We start from the raw sequence: 23,155 nt of genomic DNA on the forward strand, positions 1-23,155 counted from the left end.
GCCGGATCGCGGACCATAGCGTCTAGATATGACAATGGAGTCGAATCAGGGGCCGGGTGGCCGTGTCGTGGTCATCACCGGCGCGGGGAGCGGGATCGGCGCACAGACCGCGCGTCTGCTGGTCGCCCGCGGCATCCGGGTGGGATTGCTCGATCGGGACGAAAAAGCCGTGCGGGCAATGGAATCCGAGCTGGGAATACTGTCGGCGGCCTTCGTCGCCGATGTCACCGATACCGCATCGCTGACGGTCGCGATGGCCGCGGTGGCGGATCACTTCGGCGGTATCGACGCGGTCGTCGCCAACGCGGGCATCTCGGGGCCGGGGGCCACGGTCGAGTCGATCGATCCGGCGGAGTTCGAACGGGTCATCGACATCAATCTGCTGGGCGTGTGGCGAACCGTCCGCGCCGCACTGCCTTTCGTGCGCGAGCGCCGAGGCTATGTGCTGGCCATCGCCTCCATCGCCGCGGTCATTCCCTGTCCGACGATGCCCGCGTACGCGGCGAGCAAGGCCGGGGTCGAACAGTTCACCCGGGCACTGCGCATGGAACTCGCGGATGCCGGGATCGCCGTCGGCACCGCGTATTTCGGCGCGATCGACACCCCGATGGTGGCGCGCATGCGAAATGAGCCGGGGCTCAACCAATTACTCGAACGTCTCGGTTTCGCGGGTCGCCCGGTACCGGTCGGCCACGCGGCCGCGGCGATCGTGCGGGGTATCGAGGGCCGCCATCGCACCGTCTCCGCGCCCTCGTACGTGCCCGCGCTCCTGGCCCTGCGCAGCGTGCTTGCCTTGGCCGACCCGCTGCTGGCCCGGCTGCCCGCGATCCGTGAACTGGTGCGCGAGGCGTCGATCGCGAACGGGGCATCACGATGACGCGGCAGCCGCGCGTGGTCATAATCGGCGCGGGCATGTCCGGCATCTGCATGGCGATCACGCTGCTGCGCAATGGATTCGATGACCTCACCATCTACGAGAAGGCCGAGCGCGGCGGCGGCACCTGGCGGGATAACACCTATCCCGGACTCTCCTGCGATGTGCCGTCGCGGTTCTATCAGTTCACCTTCGCGCCGAATCCCGGCTGGAGTCACTTCTTCTCTCCGGGTCCGGAGATCGACGCCTACTTCGACCGTGTCGCAAGCGAATACGGCCTGCCCGCCCGCACCCGATTCGGCACCGAGGTGACCGCGGCGGAATTCCAGGACGGCCGCTGGTCACTCACCACCGCGAACGGCGACAGCGACAGCGCCGATTTCGTCATCACCGCAACGGGTCTGCTGCACCATCCGCGCCTCCCGCACATCACCGGTATGGAGACGTTCGCGGGAGCGAGCTTCCACAGCGCACGCTGGGATCACTCGGTCCCGTTGTCCGGCAAGCGCATCGGCGTGATCGGCACCGGCTCGACGGGTGTGCAGATCGTGAGCGCCCTCGCGGGCGACGCCGCGCACGTCGATATGTTCCAGCGCACGCCGCACTGGGTGCTGCCCATCCCGAACTTCCGGTACTCGCGCGCCGGATCGGCGCTGTACCGCGGGCTGCCCGTCCTGAACAAGGTCTCCTACCGACTGCTGCGCGGGGTGTTCGAATGGTTCGCGGTGGCCCTGATCGAACCGGGTCAGCGCCGCGATTTCATCGAAACCCTGTGCCGGATAAGCCTGTTGCGCATCCGGGACAGCGAATTGCGCGCCGCGCTCACCCCCGATTTCGACCCGATGTGCAAGCGCCTGATCATCTCCTCCGGCTTCTTCACCGCCGTGAACCGCGACGACGTGCGGGTCGTCACCGCCGCCATCGATCACATCGAGCCGCGCGGCGTGGTGACCATCGACGGTGACCTGCACGAACTCGACGTCCTGGTCTACGCGACGGGATTCGACGCACACGCCTTCATGCGGCCGATGAAGCTGACCGGCCGCGATGGCATGACCATCGACCGGGCCTGGGCCGAAACCCCGCGCGGTTTCCAGACGGTCACCATCCCGGGTTTCCCGAACCTGTTCACCCTCATCGGACCGCACAGCCCCGTCGGCAACTACGCCCTGACAGCCATCGCCGAATCCCAGGCCGACCACATTCTGGGCTGGATTCGGCGTTGGAGCACACGCGAATTCGACTCCGTCGAGCCGAAACAGCAGGCCACGGACGACTTCAACGCGGCCATCCGCGAGGCGATGCCGGGCACCGTATGGGCATCGGGTTGCGACAGTTGGTATCTGGGCCCGGACGGCACCCCCGAACTCTGGCCCTGGACCCCGGACCGGCACCGAAACATGATGCGGCACCCCGATACAGCCGACTACACCCTGCGGTCCGGCGACCGCGGGTGAGTGATCACATCCGGCAGATCAGTCGGCAGACCCGTCGGCGGGCTCGAGGCGCAGCGAGATCGAGTTGATGCAGTACCGCTTGTCGGTCGGCGTCGAGTAGCCCTCGCCCTCGAACACGTGCCCCAGGTGGCTGTGGCAGTTGGCGCAGAGCACCTCCACGCGCGGCATGCCCAGCGAGTTGTCGGCCTTCAGGATCACCGCATCGGATTTCGCCGGATCGAAGAAGGACGGCCAGCCGCAGTGCGAGTGGAATTTCTCACCGCTGCGGAACAATTCGGCCCCGCAGGCGCGGCAGGCATAGACGCCTTCGGTTTCGGTATCGGTGTATTCACCGGTGAAGGCGCGTTCGGTGCCCGCTTCGCGCAGCACCTGGTATTCCTCCGGGCTCAGCTTGGCGCGCCATTCCTGCGGGGTGAGCTGGATGCGGGGAGCCGGTAGCGAGGTGTCGGCGTCGGAACTCATGGGGTCCACGCTAATACCTAGCCGGGCGCGGGGGCCGAATCAGGTGGTGACGGGCTCCGGCAGCGGGGTGCGGGAACGGCCGTTGGTGGCAGGCTCGGCTTCGAGCTCGGGATGCATCCAGGCCGGGTCGAGGGTCTTGCCTTCGCGCAGGCGGCCTTCGCGCTTGGCGGCCAGGTAGCGATCGCCGATCACGCAGAACGCCACGATGAGCAGCAGACCCCAGCCGAAGGTGACGCGCAGGTAGTCCAGCGAGCGGCCGATGCTCTGCCAGCGGTCCGAGAGCCACTTGTCGTAGGACATGAAGCCGAAGATCGCGACCCAGGCCGGCCAGTTGCGCAGCAGCGAATTGCGTTGCACCACGGTCATGAGCATGGGGAACAGGAACATCGAGTAGTACATCTGGCCGAGCGAGCCGAGCAGCAGCACACCGGCGATGAGCAGGCCGGAGGTGGTGCAGATGAAGAAGACCTCATCCTCGCGGTAGTACCGGTACAGCAGCCACAGCGTGATCAGCACGAGCACGCCGAGGGTGATGCGAATGAGCCAGGTGAGCCAGCCCGCGACCCCGTAGTACCCGGCATTGCCGACGATGGCGCTGTTGAAGTAATCCCGCGATTCGACCAGGTACGGCAGCGTATGCGACCAGAACTGCTTGTAGTCCACGATCAGCGGCCACGCCAGCAGGTTCAGCACCACCGGTACGCCCAGCGAGGTGATGAACACCTTCCACTGTCCGCGCATGAGCGGAATCAGCAGCAGCGGTGCGAACAATGGCCCCTTCACCGCGATCGTCAACCCCAATGCCACACCGGCCCACAGGTCTTTGCGCTGCAGGATCAGGTGGATGAACACCACCATGGCCAGCAGCAGACAGCCGTTGATATTGGTGAAGACCAGCGTATTGGTCACCGTCTCGGAGGCGAACATGGCCAGCAGCAGTGCGGGCGCGGCCACCGAGGAGATGCTGTAGTTGAACAGCCGCAGCAGCAGATATCCGGCCAGGATGATGGCCGCCGCGTTCACCAGGATGAACAGCCAGCGCGACTTCTCCGGATCGACGATCGCGAGCGGAGAGATCAGCAGCGTCCCACTGGGCGGATACAGATAGTGCGGATCGGTCGAGTCGAAATTGGCGTTGTAGATCGCCTTGTGGTTCAGGAACGCCAGCGACGCGTTGTACACGGGCCGGAAGTCATCGGTGATGTACCCGTTGACGGCCTTGATGAACACCCGGTTCAGCACTGTGAGCACCGCGAAGGGCCACAGAGCGAAGTTCAGCACCTCGGCGGTGGTGCGAGCGGTGCGGGGCTCGAGCTGGCGAAGGAACACTCGGGCACGGTACACCGAACAGCCCCCTCCCGCGTGTGCCGACCCGCCTGTGTCGTGCCGTGGCGCTCGAGCGGACCCGCCGGTCGGAGGGCGATCCGGGGTGCGGGTGCGCTCCGATTCGGGTGTCAGGCGGGCTGCCGATGTGCGCTATGCCGGGCAGGCGGTCCCGTCCTGGGGCAGTTTGGCGTCTTTGAGGTAGTCCGTCACGGTTTGCTGGGCGCAGCCCGAATGCGCGAACGTGGGGTGCCCCCAGCCCTGCCAGACCACGGTCGCGGTGCGCGCTCCGGCCGCGCCGAGCGCACCGGTGACCGACGGTCGGCTGTCGACGCCGGCGACCGGATCGGCTTCACCGCCGAGTACCAGCACCGGCTTGTCGAACTTGTCCGGCAGTGCGGTGACCGCGGGTGCGGGCCACGCGGTGCAGGCCATCAGATCGATGGCCGCGACCTTGCCGAACACCTGGTACTTCGCACCCCATTGGGTGGCAAGGTCTTTGGCGCGCGCCGGGGTGGCGGGTTCGTGATTGTCGCTGCACCGGTTCACGTATTCGCCGTCGTTGGCGATGGCGGTGGTCTGCCGCTGCACCAGCGGTGTGATCGGCCCGCGGTCGCCGCGCCCCAGCGCCGAGAGCGCGTCCGCGAATTCGGTGACCTCCGAATTGCCTTGATTGCGTGGATCACCGAGGAATCCGTTGAGCGTGGTGACGAGCGCGGCCGCGGACAGATCACCGAATTCGCCATTGCCCGCCCGGTTCACCAGCGTGGTGATGGCTGCCCGCGGATCACCGCCGAGCGAACATTTCAGCGCCGCGCATTTGCCCGCGAACGCGGTGAGCGCCGCCTCGGCCCCGCGCACCCGCTGTTCGGCCCGCCCGATGGCGTCCAGTCCGACCGCCTGCGGCGAATCGAGCACCAGCCGTGCGATGTGGTCCCCGTACTTGCGGGCGTAGCTCATGGCGACCGTCGCACCGCTGCCCGTGCCCATCACCGCGATGTGCTCGACCTGCCACTGCTTGCGCAGCTGCTCGATATCGTCCGCGGCGTGCGCGGCGTCGAACGTCCCCTGCGCGGGTGAGAGGAAGTCCAGGCACGCGATGGTGGCGTCCTGACTGGCCTTGGCGACCGCGTCCACGGGATCGGCTGTGCCGTGCGTGAATTGGGCCTGATCGGCGATGGTGCGCCGAATATCGTTGGTGAGACAGCTGACCGGCTGCGAACTGCCGATCCCGCGCCGGTCGATGGCCACAATGGGCCGTGCCGCGAGCAGTGATCCGGACGGCCCGGCCGCCAGCGAGGCGAGCGTGGCGGTGGAGGACCGATCCGATCCGGAGGTCAGCACCAGCGGCGCGACATCCTTGGGCGTGCGGTCGTACCGCGCCCGCATGGCCGCGTTGCGGAAGTTGCCGCCCACGGCTCCGGCGATATCGACCTGCGTCGAGTACTCCGCGCATTCGAGGATGAGCCCGGTGGGCGGTGCGCCCAGCGACAACAGGGTGAACGTGGGCACCGTGCAGTCGTGCCACGCCAGATCGGTTTTGGGGACCTCCGGTGGCGGCGGCGCGTTATCGGTGGGCGCGGTCGTGGGTTCGCTGATCCCCTGATGCGGTCGTTCCACGGCAACGGCGGGCCGATCCGAGGGCCCGGCGGCACAGCCGGTGGTCACCAGGATCGAAAGTGTCGACGCCAGCAGAGCGGCCCGAGTCCAGCGCATGCGGTACAGCCTGCCAGGTCTCGCGGCCGGTTTCAGCTACAGGGTGTGCGTGCGCGTCCAGCGGGTCAGGATCGTGCCGTCCTCGTCGAAGATGAGATGGCGGCATGTCATGGGTGTGGGCATGGCATTGGGGGACATCGAGATTCGCCGTTCCGTCCCCGCGACCAGCATGGGAGACAGTGTCAGGCACAGTTCGTCGACGGCCTGGGCGACGATGAGATCACCGAACAGCGCGGGTCCGCCCTCGCAGAGCACGCGTCGCATATGGAGTCTTTCGAGCGCGTCGCGGAGTCCGGTCGCGGTGACGGTGGTGTCCCCGGCCTCGATCACCTCACCGCCCGCGTCGCGCAGCGCCCGTTTGCGGTCCTCGGGTGCGGCGGCGGTCGTCAGGATGATCGGCCGCGCGCCCGTATCGGTGAAGAGCCGCCCGGCCGGGTCCAGCGTGGCCGTGGCGGTGACGACCGCGATGCGCGGCGGCGCGCCGTTCGGATCGCCGCCGAAGCCGTGATGGTGCAGTCGCGTCCGCAATCGCGAATCCGTATGCGCGGCCCCGTAATTCTCGGCCCGCGCGGTGCCCGCCCCGACCACCACCACATCGGCGAGATCGCGCAGGATCCGGAACACCTTCTTGTCGGCGGGCGTGCCGAGCCCGCCGGAGCGCCCGTCCACGCTGACCGCGCCGTCCAGACTGCTCACGAAATTCACTCGTATCCAGGGTTCCGCAGGTCCGGCGGGGTACGCGTACAGCGCCAGCAGATCGTCGAAGGCGAGTTCTGTGAGCTGGATCGCATTGGGCATACGCTGCATGAGAACCGATTCCACCACGTAACTACGCTATGGCGGTGCAACAACGCCTTGTCGATCGCCATCCGGAGGTTCCGGCAGACCAGCTCGTGGCGCAGATGGTTCCCCCGCCGACCTTCGACGAGGTGAGCTTCGCCAGCTACATCCCGGATCCGAAGGAGCCGTCGCAGGCTGCCGCGGTGCTGAAGGCCGAGCTATTCGCCGATCAGGTCACCAAGCTGCACAAGGCCAATGCGAAGAAGCCGCTGTTCGGTAAGAAGAAGCCGGTGTCCGGCATCGGCCTGTACCTGGACGGTGGCTTCGGCGTCGGCAAGACCCACCTGCTGGCCTCGATCTTCCACAGCGTGCCCGGCCCGAAATCGTTCGGCACCTTCGGTGAGGTGACCAATCTCGTCGGCGCGCTCGGCTTCAACAACACCGTCGAACGGCTCGCCGCGAACAGCGTGCTGTGCATCGACGAATTCGAGCTCGACGATCCGGGCGACACCATGCTGGTGTCCCGGCTGCTGGCCGAGCTGACCGCGCGCGGGGTGTCCATCGTGGCCACCTCGAATACGCTGCCGGGTCAGCTGGGCGAGGGCCGTTTCGCCGCCCAGGACTTCCTGCGCGAGATCAAGAAGCTGGGTTCGCTGTTCGAGCCCATTCGCGTCGACGGTCCGGACTACCGGCACCGTGATCTGCCGCCCGCCCCGGAGCCGACCGCTCCCGAGCTGCTGGCCGAAAAGGCTTCCCACACACCGGGATCCACGCTGGACGAGTTCGACGCGCTGCTGAAGCATCTCAGTACGCTGCATCCCTCGAAGTACAACGCGCTCATCTCCGGTGTGTCCGCGGTGTACATCTCCGGCGTGCACACGGTCACCGATCAGGCGGTCGCGCTGCGCATCGTGGTGCTGGCCGACCGGCTCTACGACGCGGGCACCCCGGTCACCGTGTCCGGGGCCAAGCTGGATCAGATTTTCTCGCAGGAAATGCTCGATGGCGGCTACCGCAAGAAGTATCTGCGCGCCATCTCGCGCCTGCTGGCGCTGTCGCGATTCGAGGCTCCCGCGACCGCCTCCTAGATTGCCGCCTGGCTGTTCAGGTTTCGCCGGGCACTCGAGAAAGGGAAGTTCTGCAATGATTCGACCCCGCGTGCTCGGCGCTTCGCTGGTGCTGGCCTCCGCGCTGTCCTTCGGCTCGCTCCCGGCGGTGGCCTTCGCCGATCAGCCCGCCCCGGCGGCCGTGCAGCCGCCCGCCACCACCGGCAATGTGGTGCTCGATACCGCCGCCCGATCGCTGAATCTGCAGGGCGTGGTGAACGCCCGGGACGCGGGCGGCTACAAGACCGTCGACGGCCACACCGTGCGCACCGGCCTGGTGTACCGCACCGGTGAGCTGACCAAGGCCACCGATTCCGATCTGGCCGATCTGGCCGCGCGGAATGTGAAGTCCGTGCACGATCTGCGCACCTCGATGGAACAGCAGCTCATGGGCGTGGACAAGGTGCCCGCCGGGGCGACCGAGTACCACAACGACATCATCGGCCAGGCCCCGCCGCAGGTCATGATGTCCACCCTGATGGCGGGCACGGATCTGTACCGCGCCTTCATCACCGCCCCGGGTGCGAACGAGGGCTTCGCGGATGTGCTCCGCGATATCGCGAACAACCCGGGTGCCGTGCTCTTCCACTGCACCGCGGGCAAGGATCGCACCGGCTGGACTTCGGCTGTGCTGCTGACGATTCTGGGCGTCGACCGTGACACCGTCACCTACGACTACCTGCTGTCGAACTACTACCGCGGTGCTTCGGACACCGACGCGCTCAACGGCGTCAATGCCGCCGCCCTGAATTCGGCCTTCGATCAGGCGAATCAGACCTACGGCAGCTTCGACAACTATGTCCGCGACGGTCTGAAGCTCACCGACGCGGACATCGCCGCTCTGAAGGCGAAACTGCTCGCCTGAGGCAGGTCAGCTCGCTTCGGCGACCTGAGTTCGCTTGCCGCGCAGGCTGTATCGTTCCCGAGCCTGCGCGGGCGTGATCGTCTCCAACGTGGTCGGCAGCTCCTTGGACAGGTGCTGCTTGAGGATCTGCCCGGCCATCGGCGCGATGAACGGCGCGGCCTTGATCAACCCGAACGATCCGAACAGCGTGAAGGCCCACACCACCAGCTTGGCCGGAATCTTCACCAGCGGGTCGACGATGCGAGGCACGTTGTAGCGCCCCAGCTTTCGCATCCACATCGGGGTGAGCGCCGCGGTGGTGAGTGAGAGCACGATGCTGCCGAGCGCGTAGGTGATGCCCGCGCCATTGCGCGGTGAGGTGCGCAGCAGGTGATGCATACCCTCTTCGGCGCGCACCGAGGTGCACAGCCGCGGCTTGACCCGCTCGAAGTACGCGCGCACCTCATCGCGGTTGCGCGGTACGTCCTCGGGCTTGCAGGTCTGGAGTTCGGCCGCGATGGCGCACTCTTCCCAGAACCGCAGCTCTTCCTCCGGGCTGAGTTTGCCGGGCCCGTAGACCTCGTAGGCCTTGAGCACCGAATGCCAGCCGGTGATGTGAATCCACAGCTGTGTCTCGGGGCTGTTCGCCGCGTACCGCTGCCCGGTGATGGGTTCGATGCCGGTCATCGGCGCGTGCACCTGCATGAGGTGCTCCGAGGCCTGAATCGCCGTGCGCCCGTCCGCGATCGCCGCGAGCAGGAAGTACGAGAAGGTGTGGTCGAGGCGCTGTCGCGGATTGCTGTAGATGCCCTGCGAATCGGCGACGGCCGCGGTCAGGAACGGGTCGAAGTGTTCGAGGACGACCGCGCGCTGGAAGCCGATCACCGCGGTCGGCGCGGTCCAGATCTTCCAGCTGGGGGAGTCGGGTCCGAAGAACCCGTAGTCGTCCCGGCGAAGGGTGGTCGGATCGAAGCCCATCGGTTGTCTCCTTGGTGCGCTGCCCGCCTCGACGGTGAATACAACGCAACCGTAGCAATTGTTCCCATCGAATACAACGGTCGCGTAAGATTCGGCGGGGGAGGGTTCCCCCTACCCTCCGGACGGCTGACATGATGAAGCCGATGAGGTGGAGAAGGCAGTGACGACAACACGCGCGGCGGCCGAACGGCCCAAACGCCGCTATGCCCCGCGCTTGCCGCCCGAGCAGCGGCGCGCCCAGTTGCTCGACGCCGCCTTCGAGGTGCTGAGCCGGGTCGAGTTGCACGAACTCAGCATGGAGGCGGTCGCCCTCGAGGCGGGCGTGGGAAAACCGGTGCTGTACACCGTGTTCAAGACCCGTGCCGAATTGGTCGAGGCGCTGCTGGAACGTGAACGTGAACGCGCCCTGGATCAGGTGGTGACCACCCTGCCCACCGATCTGCTGGGCGGTGATCCGGTGGATATCGCGTCCAAGACGGTCGAGGCGTTCGTCGGCGTGGTGCTCGCGCATCCCACCCGCTGGCGGTTGATCCTGGCCAGTCCGGGCACCGCGCCCGAGGAGTACCGTGCCGCGCTGCGCAGTTCGCGCACCGGCATCTTCGATCAGGCCGAGGCGCTGGTGCGCATGGGTGCGGCGCTGGATTCGCGCTGGGCCGCAATCGATTCCGGACTGCTCACCAATTCGCTGCTGACGGTCGCGGAGATGCTCGGCGGTATGGCGGTGCGCGATCCCGGTGAGTACCCGCGCGAGCGGATCGAGGGTTTCGTGCGCTCGATCGTCTTCCTGCTCAGCGGCGGCGCGCCCGATTCTCGAGAAAACTCTTGACGGCTTCGGCGCGGCTCCGCTAACTTCCTAAGCCTCATGCATTTCTTCTTCGTCGTGTAATCGCCTCGCCGCGTTGAGCATTGCTCCGCCGCGAATCATCACCCGCACAAAACACCCCTGTAGGCGTGTGTTTTTCGTGCGCGTTCCGAGCGATCCGGCCTATGCCGAGAACAGGGGATAGCCATGCGTACCGCGCAACTCACCCTCTCCGAAATCACCAAACGATACGACGACCGCATCGTGCTCGACCGTGTCAGCCTGTCCATCCGTCCCGGCGACAAGGTGGGCGTGGTCGGCGACAACGGCTCCGGGAAGTCCACGCTGTTGCGGCTGATGGCCGGTCGCGAACAGCCCGACAACGGTGCGGTGATCGTGCAATCACCCGGTGGCACAGGCTATTTGGCGCAGACCCTGGACCTGGGTCCGACCGCCACCGTCGCCGATGCCATCGACCTGGCGCTCACCGATCTCCGGGAACTCGAAGCCCGGATGCGGCAGGCCGAACAGGCGCTCATCGCGCCCGGTGCCCTGGGCAGGCGGCTGGCCGTCTACGACGACCTGGTACTCCGCTTCGAGGCGCGTGGCGGATATGCGGCCGAGCAGCGGGTGGAAGCCGCACTGCACGGCCTCGGCCTCCCCGGTCTCGATCGAAATCGCCTGCTGGACACGCTGTCCGGTGGTGAACGACGTCGCCTCGCCCTGGCGGGCACGCTCGCCTCGTCCCCGGAACTGCTGCTGCTCGACGAGCCCACCAACGACCTCGACGATGCGGCGGTGGAATGGCTGGAACGGCAACTCCGCGCCCATCGCGGCACGGTGGTGGCGGTGACCCACGACCGCGTCTTCCTCGACCGCATCACATCCACGGTGCTCGAGGTCGAGGCGGGCCGGGTCTCCCGGCACGGCAACGGTTACGCGGGCTACCTGACCGCCAAGGCCGCCGCCCGCCAGCGCCGGCAGCAGGAGTACGACGCCTGGCAGGCAGAACTCACCCGGGGAACCCGCCTCGCGGAGTCGAATGTGGCTCGCCTGGATGCGATCCCGCGCAAGCTCCCGCTCGCGGTCTTCGCCGCGGGACCGTTCCGCACCCGCAGCCGCGGTCACGGAGCCCAGTCCCGCATTCGCAACGCCAAGGAACGCGTGGCCAGGCTGACCGCGAATCCTGTTGCGGCCCCGACCGATCCGCTGCGCTTCCGGATGCGAATGGATATCGTCGACGCCCCGGTCGATCAGCCGGTCGCGGAGCTGACGAATGTCGTGGTCGACGGCCGGCTTCGGCTCGACGCGCTGAGTATCGCTGCGGGAGAGCGGTTATTGGTGACCGGTCCGAACGGAGCCGGTAAGACCACATTGCTCCAGGTCCTGGCGGGGGAACTCGCATCGGATGGTGGCGAGGTGACCGTGCGCGGTCGCGTCGGACACCTGAGACAGGAGGAATCGCCGTGGGCGGCAACCGAAACCGTGCTCGAAGCCTTCGCCTCGGGCCGGATCGGTTACCCGGACGAGCACGCCGATGAACTGCTCTCGCTCGGTCTGTTCCGTCCGGCGGACCTGCGTCTGCGAGTCGGAGAGCTGTCCTACGGTCAGCGTCGCCGCATCGAATTGGCAAGGCTGGTAACCGATCCCGCCGACCTGCTGCTGCTCGATGAGCCGACGAACCATCTGTCCCCGGCCCTGGTCGAGGACCTGGAACAGGCCCTGGACGGTTTCCCGGGTGCGGTCGTGCTGGTCACGCACGACCGGCGGATGCGCTCCCGGTTCCGTGGTTCTCGACTGGAAATGGCCGCGCGGCATCCGGCGCTCGTGGCCGGGTGATCGGGCCCGGCAGTCGTGGCCGGGTGATCGTCTGCCGTGCCGCGCTTCAGAACTCGTACTGCATGACGTAATCGCTGTGCAGCTGCGATCCGACCAGAAAGGTTTTGGTGCCCGCGATGCGGAAGCCGTGTTTGCTGTAGAACCGCTGCGCCCGCATGTTCTCCTGATTCACGCCCAGCCAGACGGCCGCGCTGCCCTCGTGCCGCGCGGCCTCGAGGGCCTGGGACATCAGGCCCCCGGACACCCCGTTGCCGTGGTGCCCGGGCAGGACGTACATCTTCGAGAGTTCGGTCACCGGCCGCAGATTGATCACCGCTGCCACATCCGGGTTGGCGGGTTCGGCGGTGTGCAGCAGGCTGTATCCGATGATCTGCCCGTTGTCGACGGCCTTGAGCACGGTGCGCGCCGGATCGGTGAGGTATTCGCCGAACCGTTCCGGCGACAGCACCTCGGCGATGAAGGCGGCGATATCGGCCGGAGTGGACCCCGGCGGACAGGCCAGTGGGAACGTCGCGGCGGCGACTTCACTCAGTGCGGCCGCGTCCCCCGAATCGGCCCGATCGATGGTGACTGGGGAGTTGCTCACTTGTCCAGTGAAGCATGCCCCGCATCGGCTCGCGCATCGGCTCCCGCAGCCGGACCTGCGCCTCCGGTACCGCCGGTCCGGGTGTGGAACACCTGCGCGAATCCGATCAGCACGAATGCGAACAGCAGCGGCACCACGAACCCGGCGCGCAGGTTCGCCGCCGCCGAAATGGCCCCGACCACCACGCCACCCACCAGGGTGCCCGCGTAGTTGAACAGGTTGAGCCGCGCGATCAAGGCATCGAGTCCGCGCCCGCTGGTGAGCTGTCCGGCCTCGGAGAAGCACAGCGGCGCGATGAGCGGCAATCCGATTCCGGCAATGAGGAATCCGATGATGGCGACTGCCGGATGCGGCGCGCTGACCACCACGATCAGACCGACCGCACCGACACTCGAAGCGGCCCGCACCACCATGCGCGGCCCGAAGCGCCGCACCAGCACATCGCCGGTGAGACGTCCGATCAGTGACGCCCCCTGATAGGCGGCCAGCGCCAGCGCTGCCGTAGCCGAGGAGGACAGCAGCACATCGGTGAGGAACAGGGCCGACCAGTTACCGACCGCGAAGTCGATGGCGAACGCCAGCGCCAGCACCACCCCGAAGATCAGGAAGATCCGGGTAGGCACCGTCCCTACCGGCTCCGGTTCGGCGGGTCCGGCCTCGGCCTGGCTGGTGCCGAGCAGTCGCGGTCCGGCGAGCAGCGCGCCCGCGAGCACGATCGCCGACGCGGTCAGAATGCTCGCCCACAGCGGCACCCCCAGCGCCTCGAACGCGGATACGAACAGCGCCCCGATGATCGATCCGCCACTCCAGGCCGCGTAGAACGAGGACAGGACGAATCGGCCATAGCCGTGCTGAATGAATACCGCCTGCATATTCGTGCCCGCGTCCACGATGCCGACCGCGATGCCGTAGACCGCGAGCGCCCCGAGCAGCACGAACTTGTTCGGCGAGAACGCGACTCCGATTCCGGCGACCGCGATGAGCAGCAGCCCGATCCGCAGCGCGGTCCGGCTGGACCGGTGCAGTGCGATCTTCTCCGCGGTGATGCTGCCCGCGCCCGCGAGGACGGAGATCATCGCCACAGCGGCGACTATCAAGGTATCGGTCAGCCCGAACTTATCGCGCTGCTGGGGAAGTTCGGTCAGAATGACCGCGAGGAAGAATCCCTGTAGCGCGAACGCCACCGAATTCGCGGCGCGCGCCGCGCGTAGCAGCGGGTTCGTGGTCTCGAGCATCCCGAAAGAGTAGCGGCGGCAATCGAGTCCGGCATCCCGGGCGCCGATAACAATCCGCGCGGCACTTCATCACGCCGTGCTCGCGGTTGGATAACGAATCTTGCCGCTTTCTCACCTGGGGGGCTGTTCGCTGCTGCACTCTGGAGGGTACGGCGTGGGCCGGTGGTTTCCGGGTACTACTGGAGCGGCTCATGGAAGAAGTGGCTGGGGCGGTGATCGTGTGAGCACGAGGCGTGTTGAAGTTCCGCGCGGGCAATCGGTGGCCCTCGTCGATGCGGAACCGAATCAGACATCGGCGGTGGCGGATTCGCGTGGGCACGCACCGGGGGAGCGTTGCCGGGAACCGGGTTGTCCGGACTGCCGCTGGGATACCCAGCGGTTCAAATTCTGGCTACGCGCGCGCCTGCTGTCGGCGGGCGCGGATGAGGCGCAGGTCGACGTGGCGATCGGCGGTCTGACGCCGGATCTGCTGTGGCGCATAGGAGATCGCGTCTGCGCCATCGAAGTGCACAGTGCCGCACCGGAGTTGGCGCGTGCGCGGCAGCAGACCGCGGCGCTGAAGTCCGGCGGCTGCACCGAAGTGTTGTGGATCACCCCGCCGGGATTCTGGACCGCGCAACTGCCCGCGCTCGGCATCGACGATTTCGCGCCCGCGGCCTGCGACTACAAGGTGCTGGGCGGTATGCTCTCCGGCGGCCCCGGTGGTGTGGTTTCGCCCAGTCAATCCGCCTGTGAGCTGCGGGAATTCATCACGGGATGGGTTGCGGAGGAGCTCGCCTACGGCTTCCGCGACGAGCATATGGGAGGCTGGGCCACGGTGACCGATTGGGAACGTCACACTCGGACACAGGCCGCCGTCATCGCACGGCAGCGCCAGGAACTCCAGAATCAGCGCACCGCGCTCGCCCTGGCCCGCAAGGCCACCCGCGATAAGACCAAACAGCTGATCCGCCTGACCCAGCGCCTGGAGCGCACCGAGGCGAGTTCACAGCAGCAGGCCGACGATCTCGCCCAGGCCCGCCGCCGCATCGCCGATCACAGCCGCGTGGACGCCACCCTGCGCATCACCGTGGCCGGTCAGAAGTCCGCGATCATGCACTGGCAGCTCATCTCCTGGTTCGCCCTGCTGATCATCGTGACTTTCATCGCCGCCGGCATGCTGATGATCTGACGCTCTACGTACACAGAATGGGTTGGTCCGCACCGGATTTCGGCTGCGGACCAACCCATTCTTCGCTGCGACGCCGCGCTACTTCTTCTCGATGTTCTCGAAGTCGAACAGTCCGGCCCAGGTGACCTTCGCCTGCACCCGATCCGACCGCGCCGAGGCCGCGTTGTACTCGAGCACCGGAACGTCCGCCATATCGGCCAGCAGCAGGGTCTGCGCCTGTGCCAGCAGCGCGTACCCCTGATCCGGGGTCGGCGCGGCCAGCGCCGCGTTCAGCAGCCGGTCGAATTCCGGGTTGGCGTAATCGATGTCATTGGTCTCGGACCCCGTGAGGTACTGCGAGGTCAGGAATTCGAACATGGACGGGTAGTCGCCCTGCCAGGCGTATCGGAAGGCCTTGTTCAGACTGCGATGGGTGATCTCATCGCGCAGATTCTTGAACGTCGGATACGGCGCGGGCCCGGCGGCGATGCCCAGGGTGTTCTTGACGCTGTTCGCGATCGCCTCGATGACGGCCTGGTGATCGCCGTCGGAGTTGTACGCGATCTGCAGATCCCCGGACCACGGCGAGATGGCATCGGCCTGCGCCCACAGCTTCTTGGCCTCATCGGGGTTGTAGCTCAGCCACTGCACCCCGGGCAGGTCGCCCCGGAAGCCCGGCAAGGTGGAGGCGGTGAAATCGCGGGCGGGCAGGCGTGCACCGTAGAAGATGTTGGCGCAGATCTGTTCCCGGTTGATCGCCATCGAGATGGCCTTGCGCCGCAGCACACCCTCGGCCCCGCCGAAGTGCGGCAGATCCTTGGGGAATCCGACATGCAGATTCTGTGCCGTGGGGTGATCGATGGCGCGATCGCCGAGATCCTTCTTGTAGGTGGCGAGCGCACTGGCGGGCACGGTGTCGAGCACATCGAGATTACCGGCGAGCAGATCCGCGTAGGCGGTGTCGAAGCTCTGGTACATCATGAACCGCAGGCCCTTGTTCTTGGCGGGCCGTCCGCCGTGATAGCCCGGATTCGCCTGCACCACGATCTTGACGTTGTGATCCCAGCTGCTGAACTGGTACGGCCCGTTCCCGATCGGATGCTCCCCGAATGCCTTCATATCCTTGTACGCGGCATCGGGCAGCGGATAGAACGGCGAAAATCCCAGCGACAGTTCGAAATCCATCGAGGGCTGGGTGAGATCCACTGTGAACGTGCGATTGTCGACCACCTTGAGCCCGGACATGGTCTGCGCCTTGGGCGGATCGACCGAGACATCGGTGTATCCGACGATGGGGGAGAACACCCAGCTGCTCAATTGCGCATTGCTGCCCAGCGCACCGTAATTCCAGGCGTCGACGAATGATTTCGCCGTCACCGGGGTGCCGTCGGTGAAGGTCCAATCCGGTTTCAGCGTGATCGTGTAGTGCTGCCGATCCGGTGAGTCGATCGACTGCGCCATTTCGTTGTACGACTTGCCGTCCACGTCGTAGTACTTCAACCCGGCGAACAGCCGGTCGACGACGCGCCCGCCCTGATTCTCATTGGTATTGGCCGGAAGCAGCGGATTCTGCGGTTCTCCGGCATTGACGGTGACGTAGCCGTCATCGTCGCCGCCACCGGAGGAGCAGCCCGTCAATGCGGGACTCGCGGCCAATACGGCGGCGAAACAGAGCGCGGTGAGCCTGGACCATTTCATGTTGTCTCCCGATTCCAGCGTTTCCGGCAGATCTGGATCGTATTTGTTTCAGCAGTTTCGTGCCGAGGCAACAAGAAATACTGTGCGCGGGCTAGGTTCGGGTGAGCTGGAACGGCCCACGGTCCCAACGCCATTGGTTGCGCAGCACCATGGCGGCCAGATCCAGCGGTTCGATACCGGTGTCGGCGCGGTAGCGGCGCAGCGCGGTCCAGTCGAGCGGTCCGGCGGCGAGCCGATTGCGCAGCAGGTTCTCGTGCCGGGTGCTCACCTTGCGCGCGAGCAGATCCGTGACGCCCTCCTCCGCGCCGGTCCAGACCAGCCAGCCCCAGCCCTGCGCGTGCGCGTGCGCGCGGCCCGCGGTGGATTTCACCCGATTCACATGGAACGCGGTGTGTGCCAGCGGGATCACATCCATCAGCACCACGCGTCCGTCGGTGAAGCGGGCGACGGCGGCGGGATAGTGCACGCGTTCGCTGCCGTCGATGTCGTAGACGATCTCGGCGGGATACTCCTGGAAGCTCTCGACGCGTTCGCTGCCGTCCAGCAGCCGCAGCAGCCGGGCTTGCAGGCCGGTGTCGAAAGTCGTTTCGCGGGCGAGCTTTTCGGAGTACATGAATCCGCGCCCGTCATCGCCGAGGTCGAGGGTGCGCGCGGGCGCGGTCGGCAGCTCCCGCGGATCGCCCGCCGCCCACTCCACGCGGTGCAGCCAAGGGTTCCAGGCGTCCGCTGGGACCTCTTCCAGGTGTTCGGGCGGCATCAGGTGCCATCGGCCCTTCTGCTGCCAGCCCGCGATGCGCTGGAAGACGAAGCCCGCCAAGCGTTTCGACTCCTGGAGGTCGTGCCCCGCCAGGCGCAGATGCAGATACGCGCGATCCTGGCCCGCGATATCGCTGTCGGTGGCATAGATTTCGGCGAGCAGGGTGCGCACCAGGCGCTCATCGCTCCAGCCGACGGGATAGCGGTCGGCGAAGACGCTCAGATCGTATTCACCGCTCAATTGGGCGGCGCGCACCATGTTTCCGATGGCGCGGGTGTAGAGCTGGCGCGCGCGATCGCGTGAGACGCCGAAGCGCGCGCCCAGCAGGGTCAGGGTTTCCGGTGGTTCGCCGTCCAGGCCGAGACGGCAGGTGATGAGCAGGCCGTCGCGCGGGCGTTCGGCCGCCTGTTCGCCGACCATGGCGGCCAGCACCTCGTCGATATCCTCCAGGCCGAAGGCATCGTGCCCGGTGGCGGCCGCATCGCGCGCGGGAACGCGCGGATCGCGCCCGGCCGCGTTCGCGGTGCGCCCGGGGGCGCCCGCGGTGCGCCCGGAGGCACTCGTCCCGCTCCCGGGGGCAGCCGCCCCGCTCCCGGAGGCTGCTGCCTCGCGCTCAGTACTCGTCACAGTGGCCCCTGCCGTTTCGCCAGTCTGTTCGACGAGCTTAGTGGCGGGGGCCGACAGGTTGCGGGAGGTCGGCCGCTCGAATCAGCCGACGGCTGCGTTCATTCAGCCGATGGCCGCGTTCATGATGGTTCCGGCGCTGGTGGCGATGATGCCGCCGATCATCGCGCCGGCCACCATCTTCGGCGAGGCCAGGCCGCCGCCGGACCACTTCTCCCAGGCGAAGCGGCCACCGGCGTAGGTGATTCCCATGACGCCGGACAGCAGCACGAACCAGGTGAAGTAGCGCACCAGCTTCATCAGTTTGTCGGCCACCGGCGGTGTCTCGGGGGTCGGGTTGCTGATCTGCGCGAGCACGGTGCTGTCGCTGAAGTGAAGCGCGGAGCTGTCGCTGAGATGAAGCACAGTGTCGTGGAAGGCGCTGAGCATGGGGGTCACCCCGCTCACGATATTCCAAAATGGCCCGACATGCCCGGGAATGTTTGTGAGATGCTTTGCACCAGAGCGGATTCCGAGTGTTCAGGGGACTGAACTCGAAAGTCTTGCGAAGTCCGGGACTTGATAGCCCGGTGAACGCTGCACCACTGGTCTCGCGAGAGTTGGATCCGGGCTGAAAAGCAGTTAGACCTGCGGCCCTGAAAGCATTGGACCTGGGGTCCGTTGAGCGGATGACGAGATTCGAACTCGCGACCCTCACCTTGGCAAGGTGATGCGCTACCAGCTGCGCTACATCCGCTTGCGCGTCCCTCGGGGCCTTGCGGCTCCTCCGGCGTGCGAGAGAAAACATTAGCCGACGATGCGCCGAACACCAAAACGGGTGTTCAGCGCGGCACTGTCTGGTTCTGCGGCGGCACTGTCTGGTTCTGCGGTGGCACTGTCTGGTTCTGCGGTGGCTCCGTCTGGCTTTGTGGCGGGGTGGCATCACCCTGCAACGGCACGATGGAGGCCACCAGGGTGCGATCCCCGCTGACCGCGGTGAGCACCAGTTGCGGCGGCCACACCCTGCTCGACTTGTCCGGATGCGATTCGCTCACCACCATGATGTGCTGCCCGGCGAACGGTCCGGGCATGATCTGCACGCAGTAGGTGGTGCCCACCGGAATGCTGTCGATCCCGGCCTGGATATCGGCGACCGGCGGCGGGGTGGCGTCGGGTGCGAACATCTCCCGGACCCGCGCACCGTTGCGTTCGACGTAGTACCGATTCTGCAGCGCCAGGATCGCGTCCGTCCCGGTGCGGGTGCTGCCCGGTCCATTGCCCCGGATGCTGGTGCCGCTCATCTCATTCGGGCACAGCGCCGGATCGGTGTTCGCCGCCGGTGCGGCCGAACTCGATGTGACCGATGTCGCCGGGGGAGCGGCGACCGTCGGCATGGGCCCGCTGTTGTCGGCGGGGCTCACCTTGGCGATCTGCACCGCGACGGCGGCGACCACCGCCAGCACCGCGAGCACCCCGAGCAGCGGTACGGCCCAGGCGGGATAGGGCCCCCGCTGTGGTTTCGAGCGCAGCGGTGTCGCGCGCCGATGCCGGGCTCCGAGATGCGGCCGCAGTCCGGGCTCGTAGTCATCGTCATCGTCGTAGTAGTCGTCATCGTCGTCGTAGTACTCGGGTTCGCTGTGCCGTGCGGCGACCGGTTTCGGTTCCGGCGCAATCCAATCCGACCAGTTGCCGGTGTACTCCTGGTCTGCGTCCGGATGCTGCGGTTCGCGCCGCTCCTGTGTGGTCATCGCGTCCCCTGTGGTTGCAGGTCCGGGATGAGCGGTGCGCCGCTGGTGGGCGCGGCCGCGGTGGTGGGCGCGATCGCGATCAGCGGCGCTGCCGAGGTGCTGGGCGCACTGCTGCCGCCGCTGTTGGAATCGCCTATGCCGAGCGGGAATTGACCGCCGGGCACCGCACTGGTGGTGACGGTGCTGGACGGCGCGAAATCGAAGCCGCCGCTGGGCTTGTCACTGCCGCCCTTGGGCGTCGCCCCCGGCGTGCTCACCGAGGACAGGTCATGCGCCAGCGCCGCGAACCAGGTGCCCACGAATTGCGTTGGGCTGTTGCCGAATCCGCCGCCCTGCGCATGGGTGTAATCGTGTTTGGCGGCGGTGTTCCAATACCGCACCCAGGTGGTGACGTTGAGCAGATCCTTATTGTCGGTGACATTCTGCACCAGTGCCGAGAACGCCTGGCTGGTCAGTTTGCTGATGGTGGTGGGCGGCACCAGATCCGCCACCGCGCCGACCAGTTTCGCCCCGAGAACGGCAAGTCCCGCAATGGGATTCGCCAATCCGGCGGCCGCTATCTCGGCGATATTGGTGCCGGTGAGCACATTCTTCACCACGGCCACAACGGAATTGAAGGCAATGGTGCCGACCTTCACCAGCGCCTGAATCGCGCCCGGCAGATTCAGCGCGGTATTGGGATCGGCGGCATCGGCCACCCGCTGCGACAGCGATTTCTGCGGCTGAATCGACAGATCGGTGATCGAGTTCCCGGAGATGTCGTTGTTCACCACATTGGTGAACGTCTTGATCGAGGTGTAGGCCAGCGCCTCGGCAATGGATTTGAGCGAGGCGATCGGATCGCCGCCCGAAATCTCCACCTGCCCCGCGATATTGGCCACCGCGCGCAGCAGCGGCGCGTTATCCGGTGCGTCACAGGCGAGATCGCCGTCCGCGCAGAAGCTGGCGACCCGTCCGCTCAGACTGCCGAAGTTGACCCCGCCGCCGGTGGTTCCGCCCGTGCTGATGGTGCTCACATTGGTGCCGAGTTTGGCGGCGGTGCCCATACCGGATCCGGCGGGCGGTTGATCCGATTGCGGTGGCGGCGGCAGTTTCGCGACCTCGGTGCCGCTGGTGCCGGGCGCGGGATCGGGTTCCTTCTGTCCGGGCTTGCCGGGGAACATGGCCGCGCCCGCGGTGCGCGTCGGATCGCCGAACAGCGCGACCGCCGCGATCTTATCGGCCGGGACCACGCCCTTGCCCGCCGCGATCTCCTGCGCGAACAGCGAGGCCACGTTCGCGCCCTGCGAATACCCAGCAATCGCGAGCCTGGTGTTGGCGCATCGATCGGCCACCTGCTTGGCCATCGACCGCAATCGATCGAGACCGTTGGAAACCGATTGTGAGTAAGTGGTCTTGTCGGCGGCGATCACCCCGCCGAACGACGACTCGTACGGCACGTACGCGCGATCGACCAATCCGGTATCGGACGCCTCGGACATCATCGGCCGGAACACCGTGGACAGCATGCCGGTATCGGTGGTCACCGCGGCATCGGGTGAGGATTCCCCGGTGCCCTGCACGCCGAGCGCGAACAGCGCCGGGCAGGTGTCGATGGGCAGGCTGGTATCGGGCGGGCCCGCACCGGCCCCGCCTATGGTCACCGCGGTGAAAAGCCCCGCGGTGGTAATGATGAGCAGCAGTTTCCGGACCACGCCCGCACCTCGTTCAGTTCATGGACTCGGGTTCCGAGCGCCGGGTTGCGCGCTCGCGGTGATCCGCGCCCCGGCCGCGCGGGCCGTGGTGAGGATCAGTTCGGCGAGATGCCGAACCGGTTGTGGCGGTGTGCGGGTGGGATCGCCGTCATCCAGCGGGGAGCTGGATACGGACGGATTCCACGCCGCCATCTCATGGGGTTCCAGGGCGCGCCACTGTTCCAGCCAGCCCAGTCGCCAGACCTGCGCGCCGAGCTCATAGGCCAGGTCCTCGACGTCGCGGCGGCGTTCCTCGACCGGATTGGGCAGTGGGCGTGCGGAATCGGCGACGGTGATCATGCCGACGACTTCGCTGCCCGCCGGGGTGGCGTGCTGTTCATGCGCGACCAGCGCGCGATGCAGCATGTTCATCCCGCGCATATGGGTGCGCGCGACCAGCACCACCAGCGGTGAATCCATATCCGCGGCAAGGCCGATGCGCGCGGGCCAGCGCTGGCCGGCGTCCCCGGCCCAGCTCATGCTGGCGGCCAGGCTGCTCACGCCCGCGCCGCCGTGCACGCCGACCAGCCACAGCAGCGGCGGCCGGGCGGGCCGATTCGGGACCGCGCGCTGCCACATGGGCACCGGGGGCATGCTGAGCGCGGTCATCGCAGCGCTCCCAGCAGTGCCAGGTACGCGTCGCGGGTTTCGGCGGCCATCCGATGCCAGGAGATGAGGCTGCCGCTGGCGAGGTGAATATCGAAGGGCACCAACTGCACCGCGCGCACCCATTCGCCCAGGTGTGCGCGCACATGCGCGAGAATGCCTACCCCGGTGCCGGGTGTCTGTTCGGTCAGCACGATCACCGCGTCGCCGACGACGAATTCGCTGAAGTTCTCGTCCAGCCAGCTCAGTGCGGGCTGTAGCCGGTTGATGGCATCGGGCCGCGCGGCCACGGTGATGACCAGCCCGACCCGGGGATCGGCGAGCAGGGGAGCGGCCAGGCGACTGGTCACCGGTGCGCCCGCGTCGAAAACGGCCAGCAGTCCGGCGGTTTCGAGATGCCGGGCCACCGAGACGAGCGATTCCCGGCGCGGCAGCGCGTCCGGACTGCGGGTGAGCACCCGTACCCCGGTGCTGGTCTGTCCCGCGCACGCGCCGACGCTGGACGGCAATTCGGGATGCGCGGACACCAGCCAGGTCTGCAACGTGCTCACCGGCTGTGCGGTATCGCAGCCGCGCAGGCCGATATCGCCGCCGCCGAGCGTGGCATCCACGGCCACCGGCCAGATCTCGCCCTCGGAGTCGACGGCGGCCGCGGCGGCCAATCCCAGTGCGGTGGTCGATGATCCGGACGATCCGGAGCCGCCCAGCACCAGCACCGAGGGCACGGCGGCCCGCATCAGGCGGCCCTGTCCGCCGCGCAGCGGCACCGGGTCGGTGGGGGAACCGACCGGGGTGCGCGGCGCGGGCTCGTCCTCGGCTTCGGTGGCGCGGCGGATCAGATCGTGGACATCGACCATA

21 protein-coding genes and 1 tRNA gene are annotated in these 23,155 nt (G+C 67.1%); 7 read left to right on the plus strand and 15 right to left on the minus strand.

Annotated elements, in window-relative coordinates; genetic code table 11:
* Positions 1-28 precede the first annotated feature (28 nt).
* Together ACFC4D_RS31870 and ACFC4D_RS31875 are read left to right on the plus strand one after the other, a co-directional pair.
* Positions 29-877 (plus strand): short-chain dehydrogenase/reductase, encoded by an 849-nt coding sequence (locus tag ACFC4D_RS31870; RefSeq protein ID WP_376068731.1) that lies wholly within the window; start codon positions 29-31, stop codon positions 875-877.
* A complete protein-coding gene (locus ACFC4D_RS31875; protein ID WP_376068732.1) occupies positions 874-2,331 on the plus strand; it encodes a flavin-containing monooxygenase in 1,458 nt (485 codons plus the stop codon). Before ACFC4D_RS31870 ends, ACFC4D_RS31875 begins: the two co-directional genes overlap by 4 nt.
* A gap of 18 nt (positions 2,332-2,349) precedes the next feature.
* Here the strand turns inward: ACFC4D_RS31875 and msrB are convergent, their stop codons facing one another.
* The 4 genes from msrB to ACFC4D_RS31895 all read right to left on the minus strand — a co-directional run bounded on the left by msrB (position 2,350) and on the right by ACFC4D_RS31895 (position 6,639).
* Positions 2,350-2,793, minus strand: coding sequence for a peptide-methionine (R)-S-oxide reductase MsrB (gene msrB, locus ACFC4D_RS31880; RefSeq protein ID WP_376068733.1), 444 nt, complete (start codon positions 2,791-2,793; stop codon positions 2,350-2,352).
* 39 nt (positions 2,794-2,832) lie between these two features.
* On the minus strand, positions 2,833-4,122 hold the full coding sequence (locus ACFC4D_RS31885; RefSeq protein ID WP_376068735.1) for a glycosyltransferase family 87 protein: 1,290 nt from the start codon (positions 4,120-4,122) through the stop codon (positions 2,833-2,835).
* Positions 4,123-4,269: 147 nt separating this feature from the next.
* On the minus strand, positions 4,270-5,832 hold the full coding sequence (locus tag ACFC4D_RS31890; RefSeq protein WP_375953981.1) for an alpha/beta hydrolase: 1,563 nt from the start codon (positions 5,830-5,832) through the stop codon (positions 4,270-4,272).
* 36 nt (positions 5,833-5,868) lie between these two features.
* On the minus strand, positions 5,869-6,639 hold the full coding sequence (locus ACFC4D_RS31895) for a pyrimidine reductase family protein (RefSeq protein WP_376069114.1): 771 nt from the start codon (positions 6,637-6,639) through the stop codon (positions 5,869-5,871).
* A 35-nt stretch (positions 6,640-6,674) separates the two neighbouring features.
* Between ACFC4D_RS31895 and zapE the strand changes: the two genes are divergently transcribed.
* On the plus strand, positions 6,675-7,700 hold the full coding sequence (gene zapE / locus ACFC4D_RS31900) for a cell division protein ZapE (RefSeq protein WP_376068737.1): 1,026 nt from the start codon (positions 6,675-6,677) through the stop codon (positions 7,698-7,700).
* A 55-nt stretch (positions 7,701-7,755) separates the two neighbouring features.
* Positions 7,756-8,583: a tyrosine-protein phosphatase gene (locus tag ACFC4D_RS31905; RefSeq protein WP_376068739.1), complete on the plus strand. Its 828-nt coding sequence runs from the start codon at positions 7,756-7,758 to the stop codon at positions 8,581-8,583.
* Positions 8,584-8,589: 6 nt separating this feature from the next.
* Here the strand turns inward: ACFC4D_RS31905 and ACFC4D_RS31910 are convergent, their stop codons facing one another.
* Positions 8,590-9,540, minus strand: coding sequence for an oxygenase MpaB family protein (locus tag ACFC4D_RS31910; protein WP_375953975.1), 951 nt, complete (start codon positions 9,538-9,540; stop codon positions 8,590-8,592).
* A gap of 160 nt (positions 9,541-9,700) precedes the next feature.
* Between ACFC4D_RS31910 and ACFC4D_RS31915 the strand changes: the two genes are divergently transcribed.
* Together ACFC4D_RS31915 and ACFC4D_RS31920 are read left to right on the plus strand one after the other, a co-directional pair.
* The gene (locus ACFC4D_RS31915; RefSeq protein WP_375953973.1) at positions 9,701-10,366 is read left to right on the plus strand and encodes a TetR/AcrR family transcriptional regulator; all 666 of its coding nucleotides are present in this window, start codon (positions 9,701-9,703) and stop codon (positions 10,364-10,366) included.
* A gap of 183 nt (positions 10,367-10,549) precedes the next feature.
* The gene (locus ACFC4D_RS31920; protein ID WP_376068740.1) at positions 10,550-12,181 is read left to right on the plus strand and encodes a TlrC/CarA/OleB/SrmB family ABC-F type ribosomal protection protein; all 1,632 of its coding nucleotides are present in this window, start codon (positions 10,550-10,552) and stop codon (positions 12,179-12,181) included.
* A 46-nt stretch (positions 12,182-12,227) separates the two neighbouring features.
* On the opposite strand, the gene ACFC4D_RS31925 is transcribed toward ACFC4D_RS31920, so the two are convergent.
* Positions 12,228-12,767, minus strand: a complete 540-nt coding sequence (locus ACFC4D_RS31925) for a GNAT family N-acetyltransferase (RefSeq protein WP_376068742.1) — start codon at positions 12,765-12,767, stop codon at positions 12,228-12,230.
* Positions 12,764-14,002, minus strand: a complete 1,239-nt coding sequence (locus ACFC4D_RS31930) for an MFS transporter (protein WP_376068744.1) — start codon at positions 14,000-14,002, stop codon at positions 12,764-12,766. The genes ACFC4D_RS31925 and ACFC4D_RS31930 overlap by 4 nt, the downstream gene beginning before the upstream one ends.
* Positions 14,003-14,222: 220 nt before the next feature.
* Here ACFC4D_RS31930 and ACFC4D_RS31935 point away from each other — a divergent pair, with 220 nt between their 5' ends.
* Positions 14,223-15,173, plus strand: a complete 951-nt coding sequence (locus ACFC4D_RS31935) for a hypothetical protein (protein ID WP_375953965.1) — start codon at positions 14,223-14,225, stop codon at positions 15,171-15,173.
* A 78-nt stretch (positions 15,174-15,251) separates the two neighbouring features.
* Here ACFC4D_RS31935 and ACFC4D_RS31940 read toward each other — a convergent pair whose 3' ends face one another.
* The 8 genes from ACFC4D_RS31940 to ACFC4D_RS31975 all read right to left on the minus strand — a co-directional run bounded on the left by ACFC4D_RS31940 (position 15,252) and on the right by ACFC4D_RS31975 (position 23,154).
* On the minus strand, positions 15,252-16,850 hold the full coding sequence (locus ACFC4D_RS31940) for an ABC transporter substrate-binding protein (protein ID WP_376068745.1): 1,599 nt from the start codon (positions 16,848-16,850) through the stop codon (positions 15,252-15,254).
* A gap of 91 nt (positions 16,851-16,941) precedes the next feature.
* A complete protein-coding gene (locus ACFC4D_RS31945; RefSeq protein ID WP_376068746.1) occupies positions 16,942-18,234 on the minus strand; it encodes a hypothetical protein in 1,293 nt (430 codons plus the stop codon).
* 102 nt (positions 18,235-18,336) lie between these two features.
* Positions 18,337-18,660 (minus strand): hypothetical protein, encoded by a 324-nt coding sequence (locus tag ACFC4D_RS31950; RefSeq protein ID WP_364632820.1) that lies wholly within the window; start codon positions 18,658-18,660, stop codon positions 18,337-18,339.
* 234 nt (positions 18,661-18,894) lie between these two features.
* Positions 18,895-18,967 (minus strand) — tRNA-Gly (locus ACFC4D_RS31955).
* Between the two features lie 85 nt (positions 18,968-19,052).
* On the minus strand, positions 19,053-19,958 hold the full coding sequence (locus ACFC4D_RS31960) for a hypothetical protein (RefSeq protein ID WP_376068748.1): 906 nt from the start codon (positions 19,956-19,958) through the stop codon (positions 19,053-19,055).
* Complete coding sequence (locus ACFC4D_RS31965) at positions 19,955-21,652, minus strand: cutinase family protein (protein ID WP_376068750.1); 1,698 nt, start codon at positions 21,650-21,652, stop codon at positions 19,955-19,957. Before ACFC4D_RS31965 ends, ACFC4D_RS31960 begins: the two co-directional genes overlap by 4 nt.
* Before the next feature lie 18 nt (positions 21,653-21,670).
* Positions 21,671-22,300 (minus strand): hypothetical protein, encoded by a 630-nt coding sequence (locus tag ACFC4D_RS31970; protein WP_376068752.1) that lies wholly within the window; start codon positions 22,298-22,300, stop codon positions 21,671-21,673.
* Positions 22,297-23,154, minus strand: a complete 858-nt coding sequence (locus ACFC4D_RS31975) for a hypothetical protein (protein ID WP_364631805.1) — start codon at positions 23,152-23,154, stop codon at positions 22,297-22,299. The genes ACFC4D_RS31970 and ACFC4D_RS31975 overlap by 4 nt, the downstream gene beginning before the upstream one ends.
* Position 23,155: the final 1 nt, after the last annotated feature.

It is taken from the genome of Nocardia sp. NPDC056000 (genome assembly GCF_042269265.1).
In the GTDB taxonomy this organism is placed as follows: domain Bacteria; phylum Actinomycetota; class Actinomycetes; order Mycobacteriales; family Mycobacteriaceae; genus Nocardia.